General features: G+C 58.1%; 10 protein-coding genes and 1 tRNA gene. All 11 read right to left on the bottom strand.

All coding sequences use genetic code 11. The features are described from left to right. Positions 1–42: 42 nt before the first annotated feature. Positions 43–417 (bottom strand): 30S ribosomal protein S12, encoded by a 375-nt coding sequence (gene rpsL, locus K8B33_RS15165; RefSeq protein ID WP_223428044.1) that lies wholly within the window; start codon positions 415–417, stop codon positions 43–45. A 155-nt stretch (positions 418–572) separates the two neighbouring features. Further along, positions 573–4,775, bottom strand: coding sequence for a DNA-directed RNA polymerase subunit beta' (gene rpoC / locus K8B33_RS15160; RefSeq protein WP_223428043.1), 4,203 nt, complete (start codon positions 4,773–4,775; stop codon positions 573–575). Positions 4,776–4,863: 88 nt separating this feature from the next. Beyond that, the gene (gene rpoB / locus K8B33_RS15155) at positions 4,864–9,003 is read right to left on the bottom strand and encodes a DNA-directed RNA polymerase subunit beta (RefSeq protein ID WP_223428041.1); all 4,140 of its coding nucleotides are present in this window, start codon (positions 9,001–9,003) and stop codon (positions 4,864–4,866) included. A 181-nt stretch (positions 9,004–9,184) separates the two neighbouring features. After that, positions 9,185–9,565 (bottom strand): 50S ribosomal protein L7/L12, encoded by a 381-nt coding sequence (rplL, locus tag K8B33_RS15150; protein WP_223428039.1) that lies wholly within the window; start codon positions 9,563–9,565, stop codon positions 9,185–9,187. A 69-nt stretch (positions 9,566–9,634) separates the two neighbouring features. Next, positions 9,635–10,165, bottom strand: coding sequence for a 50S ribosomal protein L10 (gene rplJ / locus K8B33_RS15145; protein ID WP_223428294.1), 531 nt, complete (start codon positions 10,163–10,165; stop codon positions 9,635–9,637). Between the two features lie 246 nt (positions 10,166–10,411). Further along, positions 10,412–11,107 (bottom strand): 50S ribosomal protein L1, encoded by a 696-nt coding sequence (rplA, locus tag K8B33_RS15140; RefSeq protein WP_223428037.1) that lies wholly within the window; start codon positions 11,105–11,107, stop codon positions 10,412–10,414. A gap of 3 nt (positions 11,108–11,110) precedes the next feature. Then, a complete protein-coding gene (rplK, locus tag K8B33_RS15135; protein ID WP_223428036.1) occupies positions 11,111–11,539 on the bottom strand; it encodes a 50S ribosomal protein L11 in 429 nt (142 codons plus the stop codon). A gap of 108 nt (positions 11,540–11,647) precedes the next feature. Continuing rightward, positions 11,648–12,181, bottom strand: a complete 534-nt coding sequence (gene nusG, locus K8B33_RS15130; RefSeq protein ID WP_223428035.1) for a transcription termination/antitermination protein NusG — start codon at positions 12,179–12,181, stop codon at positions 11,648–11,650. Between the two features lie 9 nt (positions 12,182–12,190). After that, the gene (gene secE, locus K8B33_RS15125; protein ID WP_223428030.1) at positions 12,191–12,568 is read right to left on the bottom strand and encodes a preprotein translocase subunit SecE; all 378 of its coding nucleotides are present in this window, start codon (positions 12,566–12,568) and stop codon (positions 12,191–12,193) included. 42 nt (positions 12,569–12,610) lie between these two features. Beyond that, a tRNA-Trp gene (locus K8B33_RS15120) sits at positions 12,611–12,686 on the bottom strand. 80 nt (positions 12,687–12,766) lie between these two features. Then, positions 12,767–13,960 (bottom strand): elongation factor Tu, encoded by a 1,194-nt coding sequence (gene tuf, locus K8B33_RS15115; protein WP_223428029.1) that lies wholly within the window; start codon positions 13,958–13,960, stop codon positions 12,767–12,769. Positions 13,961–13,962: the final 2 nt, after the last annotated feature.

Here is a 13,962-nt window from a genome sequence, read left to right as displayed (position 1 = left end):
TGCCGGCACTACCGCAAAGCGGTCACCGACACCCGGATCGGATTACTTTTTCGGGCGCTTGGCGCCGTACTTGGAACGGCGCTGCTGGCGACCGTTCACACCGGCGGTGTCCAGGGTGCCGCGCACGGTGTGGTAACGCACACCAGGCAGATCCTTGACCCGACCGCCGCGAATCAGTACCACCGAGTGCTCCTGCAGGTTATGACCTTCACCACCAATGTAGGAAGTCACTTCATAACCGTTGGTCAGACGCACACGGCACACCTTACGGAGCGCTGAGTTCGGCTTCTTGGGAGTCGTGGTGTATACACGAGTGCACACGCCACGACGCTGAGGGCTGCCCTGAAGGGCGACCGAATCGCTTTTTTCGACCTTGCTCTTGCGCGGTTTACGCACCAGCTGGTTTACGGTTGCCATGAAAACTAACGCTCCACGCTTACAATTCTGTGACGATGACCGGACTGCCCCAGGGGAATCCGACACCGGAAAGGGGGCGAATTCTAGGAACGACCCCGCCGCAAGTCAAGCAGCGGGGGTCGGGTCTTCCTGTTTCCGGTCGAAACCGGGCTTTTTTAACCCTCATCCGAGGAGCTGAGCGCCTCGGAAAGGGCCTGTTCCACTTCATCCATGGTCGGCGCATCCGGGGCACGCCCCAGTTCGCGCAGACGACGACGCTCCATGTGGTAGGCATAGCCGGTACCGGCCGGGATCAGACGACCCACTACCACGTTTTCCTTCAGACCGCGCAAATCGTCTTCCTTGCCGGTCACCGCCGCTTCGGTCAACACCCGGGTGGTCTCCTGGAAGGAGGCCGCAGAGATGAACGATTCGGTGGCCAGGGACGCCTTGGTGATACCCAGCAACAGTCGATCGTAGCGGGGCAGCATCTTGTCGTTACCCTTGAGGCGGTCGATCTCGATCAGCACACGGGACAGCTCTGCCTGCTCGCCCTTGATGAAGGTCGATTCGCCCGGCTCGGTGATTTCCACCTTGCGCAACATCTGGCGAATGATCACTTCGATATGCTTGTCGTTGATCTTCACACCCTGGAGGCGGTAAACCTCCTGGACTTCATTGACGATGTAACGAGCCAGTTCGGTTTCACCCAGCAGGCGCAGGATGTCATGGGGATTCAGCGGGCCATCAGAGATCACCTCGCCCTTCTCCACATGCTCCCCTTCGAAGACGTTCAGCTGGCGCCACTTCGGAATCAGCTCTTCGTGGGTATCACCGCCGTCATCCGGGGTGATCACCAGCCGCACCTTGCCCTTGGTTTCCTTGCCGAAGGACACTGCACCGCTCTTCTCTGCCAGAATCGCCGCCTCTTTCGGCTGGCGCGCCTCGAACAGGTCAGCAACCCGCGGCAGACCACCGGTGATATCCCGTGTCTTGGACGATTCTTGGGGAATCCGCGCAATAACGTCACCCATACCCACATCCACACCATCCCGCAGGCTGGTCAGGGAGCCGGAAGGCAGGAAGTACTGCGCCGGCGTATCGGTATTGGCCATGTTCACGGGCTTGCCCTTGGCATCCAGAAGACGGATTACCGGGCGCATGTCCTTACCCGCCGCCGGACGATCCTTGCTGTCGATCATCTCGATGGTGGTCAGGCCGGTCAGCTCGTCGGTCTGGTAGTTCACGGTGATACCTTCTTCCATATCACCGAACTGCACCTTACCTTTCACTTCCGCGATGATCGGGTGTGTATGCGGATCCCAGGTCGCAGCGACCTGACCACCTTCAACGACATCACCTTCTTTCGCGGTAATCAGCGCACCGTAGGGCACCTTGTAGCGCTCACGCTCACGACCCAGCTCATCAGCCACGGCCAACTCGCCAGAACGGGATACCGCCACCAGGCCGTCCTTGTGCGCCACTGTCTTGATGTTATGCAGACGAATGGTACCGCCATGCTTGATCTGGATGCTGGACACCGCAGACGCCCGGCTCGCCGCACCACCGATGTGGAAGGTCCGCATGGTCAGCTGGGTACCCGGCTCACCGATGGACTGGGCAGCAATAACGCCGACCGCTTCACCGATGTTGATCTGATGCCCGCGAGCCAGATCACGGCCGTAACATTTGGCACAGACACCGAAGCGCGTGTCACAGGCAATCGGTGAGCGCACCAGCACTTCATCAATCGCATTGGCTTCGAGGATCTCGACCCAGTTTTCGTCCAGCAGCGTGCCGGCAGGCACCAGCACATTGTCTGCACCGGCCTTGACCACATCCCGTGCCACAACGCGACCCAGCACCCGCTCACGCAGTGGCTCGACCACGTCACCGCCTTCAATCAGCGGGGTCATCAGAACGCCGTTCTCGGTGCCGCAATCTTCCTCGGTCACCACCAGATCCTGTGCCACGTCAACCAGACGACGGGTCAGGTAACCGGAGTTAGCCGTTTTCAGTGCCGTATCCGCCAGACCTTTCCGCGCACCGTGAGTAGAGATGAAGTACTGGAGTACGTTCAAACCTTCACGGAAGTTGGAGGTAATGGGCGTCTCGATGATCGAGCCATCCGGCTTCGCCATCAGACCACGCATACCGGCCAACTGACGAATCTGCGCCGGGGAGCCCCGGGCGCCGGAGTCAGCCATCATCCAGATGGAGTTGAAGGAGCTTTGCTGCTCGTCTTCGCCATCGCGGTTGACCACGGTCTCGAACTTCAGGTTGTCCATCATCGCTTTCGCGATCTGGTCGTTGGTGCGGGACCAGATATCGACCACCTTGTTGTAACGCTCGCCGCGGGTTACCAGACCGGAAGCGAACTGCTCCTCGATCTCGTGCACCTCTTCTTCGGCAGACGCCAGGATGGTGACCTTCTCGTCCGGGATGACCATGTCTTCGATGCCCACGGAGGAACCGGAATAGGTGGCCTCGCGGAAACCGAGATACATCAACTGGTCAGCAAAGATACAGGTGTGCTTGGTGCCCAGGATGCGATAGCACTGGTTCAACAGGCGCGAAATCGCTTTCTTGGTCATCGGCTGGTTCACTGATTCGAACGCCATGCCTTCCGGCACGATGTCCCACAGCTTGCAGCGGCCCGGCGTGGTGTCCGCAATGTACGTCCGCTCGGTCACGACACCATGACGGTCACGTACTTTCTCGGACACACGCACCTTGATGCGCGCATGCAGGTGCACCGCCTTGTTGCCCAGTGCACGGCTGACTTCGCGGGTATCCACGAATGTCATGCCTTCGCCCTGTGCGTTCACGCGGTCACGGCTGATGTAGTACAGGCCCAGTACAACGTCCTGGGTCGGCACGATGATGGGTTCACCACTGGCCGGAGACAGAATGTTGTTGGTGGACATCATCAGTGCACGGGCTTCGAGCTGGGCTTCCAGGGTCAGCGGTACGTGTACCGCCATCTGGTCACCGTCAAAGTCGGCGTTGAAGGCCGCACAGACCAGCGGATGCAGCTGGATCGCCTTGCCTTCAATCAGTACCGGTTCGAACGCCTGGATACCGAGACGGTGCAGCGTGGGCGCCCGGTTCAGCATCACCGGGTGTTCGCGAATCACTTCAGCGAGGATATCCCACACTTCTGCGGTTTCGCGCTCCACCATCTTCTTGGCAGCCTTGATGGTCGTCGCCAAACCGCGCGCTTCCAGCTTCGCGAAGATGAACGGTTTGAACAGCTCAAGCGCCATTTTCTTCGGCAGACCGGTTTCATGCAGTTTGAGCGTCGGACCTACCACGATCACGGAACGGCCGGAATAGTCGACGCGCTTGCCGAGCAGGTTCTGACGGAAACGACCCTGCTTGCCCTTGATCATGTCGGCCAGGGACTTCAGCGGGCGCTTGTTGGAGCCGGTGATGGCGCGGCCACGACGACCGTTGTCCAGCAGCGCATCCACGGACTCCTGCAGCATGCGCTTTTCGTTCCGCACGATGATATCCGGCGCAGACAGATCCAGCAGGCGCTTGAGGCGGTTGTTCCGGTTGATGACGCGGCGATACAGATCGTTCAGATCCGAGGTCGCGAAACGACCACCGTCCAGCGGCACCAGCGGACGCAGATCCGGCGGCAGCACGGGCAGCACGGTCATGACCATCCACTCGGGACGGTTGCCGGAGGCCTGGAAGGCTTCCATCAGCTTCAGTCGCTTGGACAGCTTCTTCAGCTTGGTATCGGAACCGGTGGTTTCGATATCCTGACGCAGCTCGGCAATGTCCTGCTCCAGATCCAGATCTGCGAGCAACTGCTGAACGGCTTCAGCACCCATGCGGGCGTCGAATTCATCACCAAACTCTTCCAGCTTCTCGAAGTACTCTTCGTCGGACAGCAGCTGGCCTTTTTCCAGATCCGTCATGCCGGGCTCAACCACGACAAAGGATTCGAAATACAGCACGCGCTCGATGTCGCGAAGGGTCATGTCCAGCATCAGACCGATACGGCTGGGCAGTGACTTGAGGAACCAGATGTGCGCTACCGGGCTGGCCAGTTCGATATGGCCCATGCGCTCGCGGCGCACTTTGGACAGCGTCACTTCAACGCCACATTTCTCGCAGATCACACCGCGATGCTTGAGGCGCTTGTATTTACCACACAGGCATTCGTAGTCCTTGATCGGACCAAAAATGCGCGCACAGAACAGACCATCCCGCTCCGGCTTAAAGGTGCGGTAGTTGATCGTCTCGGGCTTTTTCACCTCGCCAAAGGACCAGGACCGGATAAGATCCGGCGGCGCCAGTCCAATTTTGAGCTTGTCAAACTCCGTGACTTGTCCCTGACTTTTAAGGAGATTCAGCAAGTCTTTCAAGGCCAGTCCTCCAATAGGAGCATTTGCTCGCTATGCGTTAATCCGGGTGCTGGATGACCCAGGCTTTCCGTTGTTCAGGAAAGCCGGATCACTCATTTTCCAGCTCGATGTTAATACCGAGGGAACGAATTTCCTTCAGCAATACGTTGAAGGATTCCGGCATACCCGGATCCATACGGTGATCGCCATCGACGATGTTCTTGTAAATGCGCGTACGGCCATTTACGTCGTCAGATTTCACCGTGAGCATTTCCTGCAGCGTGTAGGCCGCGCCGTATGCTTCAAGCGCCCACACTTCCATCTCACCGAAGCGCTGACCACCGAACTGCGCCTTACCACCCAGCGGCTGCTGGGTAACCAGGCTGTAAGAGCCGGTGGAACGGGCATGCATCTTGTCATCCACCAGGTGGTTGAGCTTGAGCATGTACATGTAGCCTACCGTTACCGCGCGATCGAACTTGTCACCGGTCCGGCCATCCCACAGGACGGACTGCCCTGACGGGTGAAGATCAGCCAGTTCCAGCAGCGCCTTGAGCTCAGGCTCCTTGGCGCCATCGAATACCGGTGTCGCCATCGGCACGCCGGCGCGCAGGTTCTGCGCCAGTTCGATAATTTCCGCATCGGAGAAGCTGGCAATTTCTTCCGGGTTATGAACATCGCCGGTCTGGTTGTACAGACGCTCCAGAAACTCACGCACTTCACTGATCTTCTTCTGCTCGTCGAGCATGCGTCCGATCTTCTCGCCCAGGCCTTTTGCCGCCCAGCCAAGGTGCGTTTCCAGAATCTGACCAATGTTCATCCGCGACGGTACACCCAGCGGGTTCAGCACCACATCCACCGGCACGCCATGCTCGTCGTACGGCATGTCTTCTTCCGGCATGATGACGGAGATCACACCCTTGTTACCGTGACGGCCGGCCATCTTGTCGCCGGGCTGGATGCGACGCTTGATCGCCAGGTAGACCTTGACGATCTTGAGGACGCCGTGGGCGAGGTCGTCGCCACCGGAGATCTTGCCCTGCTTGTCCTTGTAGCGCTCTTCCTGCTCTTTCTTGTGCGCTTCAAGGTATTGCTGGGCACGCTCCAGCTGCTCGGCAACATCGTCGTCCGCCGGGCGCAGCTCGAACCACTGTTCCGGCTTGAGGCTGTCCAGCAGCTCGTCGGTCAGCTCTGCGCCACGCTTCTGGCCAGCACCGCCGTTGACTTTCTTGCCTTTCAGTTCGCGACGCAGACGCTCAAGCAAATCCTGCTCGAGAATCCGGTACTCGTCTTTCAGATCCTTGCGGAACTGATCCAGCTGTTGCTGTTCGATCTGTTTGGCGCGCTCGTCCTTGTCGACACCATCACGGGTGAAGACCTGAACGTCGATGACCGTGCCCTTGATGCCGGAGGAAACACGCAGGGATGTGTCTTTCACATCCGACGCCTTCTCACCGAAGATGGCACGCAGCAGCTTCTCTTCTGGCGTCAGCTGGGTCTCGCCTTTCGGCGTGACCTTGCCTACCAGAATGTCGCCAGCGCCCACTTCCGCACCGATGTACACGATGCCGGACTCATCCAGCTTGGAGAGTGCCGCTTCACCCACGTTGGGAATGTCAGAGGTGATCTCTTCCGGCCCCAGCTTGGTGTCACGCGCCACACAGGTCAGTTCCTGAATGTGGATCGTGGTAAAGCGATCTTCACGCACCACCCGCTCGGAGATCAGGATGGAATCTTCGAAGTTGTAACCGTTCCAGGGCATGAACGCGACGCGCATGTTCTGGCCCAGCGCCAGCTCACCCATGTCGATGGACGGGCCGTCCGCCATGATGTCCTGGCGAGCTACCTTGTCACCAACCTTCACCAGCGGACGCTGGTTGATACAGGTGTTCTGGTTTGACCGGGTGTACTTGGTCAGGTTGTAGATATCAACGCCGGCTTCGCCTTCGGCGATCTCGTCATCAAATACCTTGACGATGATACGGCTGGCATCGACCTTGTCGATCACACCACCACGACGCGCCACCACACAAACGCCGGAGTCCCGCGCTACGTGGCGTTCGATACCGGTACCTACCAGCGGCTTGTCGGCACGCAGGGTCGGCACAGCCTGACGCTGCATGTTGGAACCCATCAACGCACGGTTTGCATCATCGTGCTCCAGGAACGGAATCAGTGCCGCAGCAACCGATACCACCTGACGCGGTGATACATCCATGTGGGTAATCTGGTCCGGCTGCATCACGGTAAATTCGTTACGGTGACGTACCGCGACGAATTCCTCGATGAAGCGTTCGTTTTGGGTCTTGGAATCCGCCTGCGCAATCACGCATTCGGCTTCTTCAATCGCCGACAGGTACTCGATCTCGTCGGTAACCTGACCGTTCACCACTTTCCGGTACGGGCTCTCGAGGAAACCGTAAGGGTTGGTGCGCGCGTAGGCCGCCAGTGAGTTGATCAGACCGATGTTCGGACCTTCAGGTGTCTCAATCGGGCAGACACGGCCGTAATGGGTCGGATGCACGTCACGGACTTCAAAGCCGGCACGCTCACGGGTCAGACCGCCCGGGCCCAGTGCCGATACACGGCGCTTGTGGGTCACTTCAGATAGCGGGTTGTTCTGGTCCATGAACTGGGACAGCTGCGAAGAGCCAAAGAACTCTTTCACGGCAGCCGCCACCGGCTTGGCATTGATCAGATCCTGCGGCATCAGGCCTTCGGATTCTGCCAGGCTCAAACGCTCCTTGACGGCGCGCTCTACCCGAACCAGGCCAACACGGAACTGGTTCTCTGCCATCTCGCCGACGGACCGCACACGACGGTTACCGAGGTTGTCGATGTCATCGACGATGCCGTTACCATTACGGATATCGACCAGCGTACGAATCACATCCACGATGTCGGAAACGCCATCGCCAAGCTGTTCGTAGTAACGCTTGCCTTCTTCGTCATTGCGCAAGCTGAAGTAACGACCGTCATACATGATGCCGGGGCCTTCAATTTCTTCGCGGCCCAGACGACGGTTGAACTTCATCCGGCCAACGCCGGACAGGTCATAACGCTCTTCGGTGAAGAACAGGTTCTTGAACAGGTTCTCTGCAGCATCCTTGGTCGGCGGCTCGCCGGGACGCATCATGCGATAGATTTCCACCAGCGCTTCGAGCTGACTGCGGGTCGCGTCAGTGCGCAGCGTGTCGGAAATGAAGGCGCCATGATCCAGATCGTTGGTGTACAACGTCTCGAACGCCTTGACGCCAGCGGCTTCCAGCTTGGCCAGCACGTCGGCGGTAATTTCCGTGTTGCACTCAACCAGTACTTCGCCGGTCTTTTCGTCAATGGCTGAACGTGCCAGCACCTTGCCGAACAGATACTCACCGGGGATATCCAGGAATTCGATATTGGCTTTTTCCAGCTCGCGGATATGGCGGGCTGTAATCCGGCGACCGGCTTCCACAACAACCTTGCCGTCGGCCAGGATGTCGAACGTTGCCGTCTCACCACGCAGGCGCTCTGCGATCAGGCGCATGCGGTAAATGCCGTTCTCGTGGGCAATCTCGTTGGTCTCGAAAAACATCTCGAGAATCTCATCCGAGTTATAGCCCAGCGCGCGCAGCAGTACCGTGGCCGGCAGCTTGCGGCGACGGTCGATACGGACAAACACCATGTCTTTCGGGTCGAATTCGAAATCGAGCCAGGAGCCACGGTAAGGAATCACGCGTGCGGAATAGAGCAGCTTGCCGGAGCTGTGCGTCTTGCCCTTGTCGTGATCAAAGAACACGCCCGGGGAACGGTGCAGCTGGGACACGATGACCCGCTCGGTACCATTGATGACAAAGGTACCGTTCTCGGTCATGAGCGGAATTTCGCCCATGTAGACCTGTTGCTCGCGGATGTCCTTGATCGCGCCGGATGATTCTTTATCGTAAATCACCAGACGGATGCGCACCCGCAAGGGGGCCGCATAGGTCGCGCCGCGGAGCATACACTCTTTGACATCAAACACCGGCTTACCGAGTTCATACCCGGCATACTCGAGCGCCGCATTACCCGAATAACTGGAGATCGGGAATACGGACTTGAAGGCAGCTTCCAGACCAGTTGCTTCGCGAACCTCGGTACCTTTATCGTGCTGCAAAAAGGTCCGGTACGAATCAAGCTGGATCGCCAGGAGGTACGGAACCTCCATAACCTGCGGAAGCTTGCCGAAATTCTTGCGGATCCGCTTTTTCTCAGTAAATGAGTATGCCATCTGCGTTCCTCGGCTGTTTGACCCATCACCCGCCGGCGATGTCTCTTTAATACGTGACCACGCAATACGTGATCAGGTGTTACGCATTCATATATCGTTCAGAAACGACAAAAGGCTGGCAGCCCAGACGGCTGCCAGCCGGCGTCTCTCCAATGTGCCGGAAAGACTGGCGCATAAGCGCTTACTTCAGTTCTGCAGTACCACCAGCTTCTTCGATCTTCTTCTTGATCGCTTCAGCTTCGTCTTTGTTCACGCCTTCCTTGACTGCAGCCGGAGCGCCTTCTACCAGGTCTTTGGCTTCTTTCAGGCCCAGGCCGGTAGTTTCGCGCACTGCCTTGATCACGCCGACTTTCTTGTCGCCGAAGCCAGTCAGAACAACGTCAAACTCAGTCTTCTCTTCAGCAGCTGCACCAGCGTCGCCGCCAGCAGCAGGAGCAGCAACAGCAACAGCTGCAGCAGCGCTCACGCCGAATTTCTCTTCCATGGCGCTGATCAGTTCGACCAGATCCATAACGCTCATTTCAGCAACTGCATTCAGAATATCTTCTTTGGACAAAGCCATTTTCAATCTCCTCATTCACCTTTCGGTGAGGGTGAAACCGGGTTTCGATAGTTCAGCAACCTGAAATATTCAGGCAGCTTCCTGTTTCTGATCCTTCACTGCAGCCACAACGCGCACAAACTTGCTCGGGACTTCATTAGCCGTACGAACAAACTTGGCAATCGGTGCCTGCATAACGGACAGCAGCGTAGAGAGAGCCTGGTCGCGAGTCGGCAGCTTGGCGAGGATGTCGAGATCCGCCGCACCATAAGCCACACCACCCACTGCCAGCGCCTTCACTTCAAGCAGCTTGTGATCTTTGGCGAAGTCCTTGAAGAGCCGGGCCGCAGCACCGGGATCTTCCTGGGAGAACGCCAGGATCGTAGGGCCAACCAGCGCATCGTTCAGGCACTCATACTCAGTACCTTCAACGGCTCGTTTCGCCAGTGTGTTACGCACAACACGTACGTAGACACCGGTTTCACGCGCTTTCTGACGAAGTTCGGTCATTTCCGAAACCGTCAGACCACGATAGTCGGCAATCACTGCTGAAAGTGCATCGGCGGCAACAGCGTTAACCGAAGCAACAATCGCGCGTTTGTCCTCCAGATTCAAAGGCATACAACCTCCTGGATTCACAAACTCACCCATCAACACCGACATCTGAAACAGCGTCGACAGGGTTGCCATGACCGGTTACCCGGTCGGTATCGCGGAAGCCTGCCCCTGAGTTTCCAGGTTTGAACTACCGCGCCTGCGCAGGCGACTTGCACCTTTACCCCGCTGTTTCCAGCGCGACCTGCGGTCTTTGACGCCCCGGCTTTGCTTCCTGGGAAGCGCCGCCGAGATCAAAGAAGTAAAAACTGCTTACAGAATCAGAGTGGCCTGATCGATTGCCAGCCCCGGACCCATAGTGGTCGACAGAGTGACTTTCTTCACATACACACCCTTGGCAGAAGACGGCTTGATCTTTTTCAGATCAGCCAGCAGCGCCTCGACGTTCTCTTTCACTGCGTTGGCGTCGAAACCGACCTGGCCAACGATGCAGTGAATGATGCCGCCCTTGTCCGTGCGGTAACGCACCTGGCCACCTTTGGCATTCTTGACCGCTGTGGTCACGTCCGCCGTTACAGTGCCCACTTTCGGGTTTGGCATCAGACCACGCGGACCCAGGATGGTGCCGAGCTTGCCCACGACGCGCATGGCGTCCGGGGTCGCGATGACCACATCAAAGTTCAGCTCGCCAGCCTGTACCTGCTCGGCCAGATCGTCAAAACCCACCACATCAGCACCCGCTTCACGCGCGGCATCAGCGTTGGCGCCCTGGGCGAAAACCGCAACACGCACGGTCTTGCCGGTGCCGTGCGGCAGCACCGAAGCGCCACGCACGTTCTGGTCGGATTTGCGCGGATCAACGCCAAGGTTCACCGCAACATCGATGGATTCCTTGAACTTGACCTTGGACAGCTCACCCAGCAGGGTCACTGCTTCTTCAATTGCGTACTGCTTGCCCGGCTCAATCTTTTCACGGATCACTCGGGCGCGTTTGGACAGCTTGGTCATCGCTTATTCCTCCACGTCCAGACCCATGGATCGGGCACTGCCAGCAATAGTCCGGACTGCCGCATCCATATCAGCAGCAGTCAGGTCGGGTTCTTTCGCCTTGGCGATATCTTCAAGCTGGGCACGGGTTACCTTGCCCACCTTGTTCTTGTTCGGCACGCCAGAGCCACTCTTGATACCTGCTGCTTTTTTCAGCAGGAAAGAGGCCGGCGGCGTCTTCATCACAAAGGTAAAGCTGCGATCACTGTATACCGTGATCACGACCGGCACCGGAGCGCCTTTTTCGATTTCCTGGGTCTGGGCGTTGAACGCCTTACAGAACTCCATGATGTTCACGCCGTGCTGACCCAGTGCTGGGCCGACCGGCGGGCTTGGATTGGCCGCACCCGCTGCAACCTGCAGCTTGATGTAGGCCTGGATTTTCTTAGCCATGTTCAACTCCCTTGGGTGCAAACGCCTCACCGGTGTGTCCGGCTATGGCTCCCCTGAGGTTTGTCTTAAGTCGCAACCCGACACGCGGGCGTACGACACCTGCCATGATCAGCTCTTTTCGACCTGACCAAATTCCAGCTCTACCGGGGTAGAGCGACCGAAGATCAGTACTGCAACGTGCAGACGGCTCTTCTCATAATTCACTTCTTCGACAACACCGTTGAAATCGGCAAACGGGCCATCGGTGACACGAACCACTTCACCCGGCTCGAACAATGTCTTCGGCTTCGGCTTGTCGGTGCTGTCATCCATACGACGCAGGATGGCATCTGCCTCCCGATCCGTGATCGGCGAGGGTTTGTCCGGGGTACCGCCAATGAAGCCCAGCACCTTTGGCGTTTCCTTGATCAGGTGCCAGGTGCCGTCGTTCATTTCCATCTGTACCAGCACATAGCCCGGGAAGAATTTCCGCTCGGACTTGCGCTTCTGGCCACCCTTGATCTCCACCACTTCTTCGGTGGGCACCAGGATGTCACCAAAATCATCTTCCATGCCGCGCAGCTTGATGCGTTCTTCAAGTGCCCGCTTCACATGCTTTTCAAAGCCGGAATAGGCATGAACCACATACCAACGCTTCGCCATGTCTACCTCTTAGCCGATGACCCGGGAAATAAGCCCGTTGAGTATCCAGTCAAAAAAGAAAAGCATGATCGCCACCAGCACCACGAAGGCCAGCACGATAAGGGTGGTCTGTACGGTCTCCTGACGTGTCGGCCATACGACCTTGCGCATTTCCACCATTGCATCTTTGCGCAGCTGGTTGAAAGCACGGCCCTGCTCTGTCTGCAGTGCGACAAACGCCGCCAGCAACGCGAGCACCACCACGCCAAGGGCACGATACAACGGCGACACATCTTCGCCGTAGTAGGTGTTGCCCCATATACCCACACCAAGCAATACCGCCACCACAGCCCACTTGATGACCTGCGCTGGCGAAGAGCCCGACTGCGTTTCTGTCTTTTCACTCATGACCGATACACCCTGCCATCTATCCATGGCGTCGGGAAAACTTGGCAGGCCAGGAGGGACTCGAACCCCCAACCCCCGGTTTTGGAGACCGGTGCTCTACCAATTGAACTACTGGCCTGTAACCTGTTTCTGCCAAACGCAGCAGGCCGAGGTGCATTGCAACGACACCTCGGCCCCTTTGCCGGCAGCTGAATCTGCTTACTCGATGATCTTGGCGACGACGCCGGCGCCCACGGTACGGCCACCTTCGCGAATCGCGAAGCGCAGGCCTTCTTCCATGGCGATCGGCGCAATCAGCTTGACCGTCATCTTCACGTTGTCGCCCGGCATCACCATCTCAACGCCTTCTGGCAGATCACACGCACCGGTCACGTCCGTCGTACGGAAGTAGAACTGCGGGCGGTAGCCGTTGAAGAACGGGGTATGACGGCCGCCTTCTTCCTTGCTCAGCACGTACACTTCAGCTTCAAAGCCGGTGTGCGGCTTGATCGTGCCCGGCTTGGACAGTACCTGGCCACGCTCAACGTCGTCACGCTTGGTGCCACGCAGCAACACGCCCACGTTCTCACCTGCACGACCTTCGTCCAGCAGCTTGCGGAACATCTCAACGCCGGTGCAGACGGTCTTCACGGTATCCTTGATACCGACGATTTCCACTTCCTCACCCACTTTCACGATGCCACGCTCTACACGACCCGTTACCACGGTGCCGCGACCAGAGATGGAGAATACGTCTTCGATCGGCATCAGGAAGGCACCGTCGATAGCACGCTCCGGCTCAGGAATGTACTCGTCCAGGGTCTCTACCAGCTTCTGTACCGCCGGTGCGCCAATCTCGGACTGGTCGCCTTCCAGCGCCTTCAGAGCAGAACCCTTGATGATCGGGGTGTCGTCGCCCGGGAAGTCGTAGGCGCTCAGCAGCTCACGCACTTCCATCTCAACCAGTTCCAGCAGCTCTTCGTCGTCTACCATGTCGGCCTTGTTCAGGAACACGACAATGTAGGGAACGCCAACCTGACGGGACAGCAGGATGTGCTCGCGGGTCTGCGGCATCGGGCCATCAGCAGCCGATACCACCAGAATCGCGCCGTCCATCTGCGCCGCACCGGTGATCATGTTCTTCACATAATCCGCGTGGCCCGGGCAGTCTACGTGTGCGTAGTGACGGGTCGGGGAATCATATTCCACGTGAGAGGTAGCAATGGTGATACCGCGGGCACGCTCTTCCGGGGCGTTATCGATCTGGTCGAATGCGCGCGCTTCGCCGGTGCCGTATGCTTCGTGACATACTTTTGTCAGCGCTGCAGTCAGGGTCGTCTTGCCATGGTCAACGTGACCAATGGTGCCAACGTTAAGATGCGGTTTATTACGTTCAAACTTTGCCTTTGCCACGA

Origin of the sequence: Alcanivorax limicola, assembly GCF_019931215.1 — a bacterium.
Taxonomy (GTDB): Bacteria; Pseudomonadota; Gammaproteobacteria; order Pseudomonadales; family Alcanivoracaceae; genus Isoalcanivorax; species Isoalcanivorax limicola.
Note: the sequence above shows the minus strand (reverse complement) of the source record. Positions and strands in the feature narration are given on the sequence as shown.

Excerpts from the sequence above, each read along its gene's own strand:
- rpsL (WP_223428044.1), bottom strand. The coding sequence starts at position 417 with ATGGCAACCGTAAACCAGCTGGTGCGTAAACCGCGCAAGAGCAAGGTC.
- rpoB (WP_223428041.1), bottom strand. The coding sequence starts at position 9,003 with ATGGCATACTCATTTACTGAGAAAAAGCGGATCCGCAAGAATTTCGGC.
- rplL (WP_223428039.1), bottom strand. The coding sequence starts at position 9,565 with ATGGCTTTGTCCAAAGAAGATATTCTGAATGCAGTTGCTGAAATGAGC.
- rplJ (WP_223428294.1), bottom strand. The coding sequence starts at position 10,165 with ATGCCTTTGAATCTGGAGGACAAACGCGCGATTGTTGCTTCGGTTAAC.
- rplA (WP_223428037.1), bottom strand. The coding sequence starts at position 11,107 with ATGACCAAGCTGTCCAAACGCGCCCGAGTGATCCGTGAAAAGATTGAG.
- rplK (WP_223428036.1), bottom strand. The coding sequence starts at position 11,539 with ATGGCTAAGAAAATCCAGGCCTACATCAAGCTGCAGGTTGCAGCGGGT.
- nusG (WP_223428035.1), bottom strand. The coding sequence starts at position 12,181 with ATGGCGAAGCGTTGGTATGTGGTTCATGCCTATTCCGGCTTTGAAAAG.
- secE (WP_223428030.1), bottom strand. The coding sequence starts at position 12,568 with ATGAGTGAAAAGACAGAAACGCAGTCGGGCTCTTCGCCAGCGCAGGTC.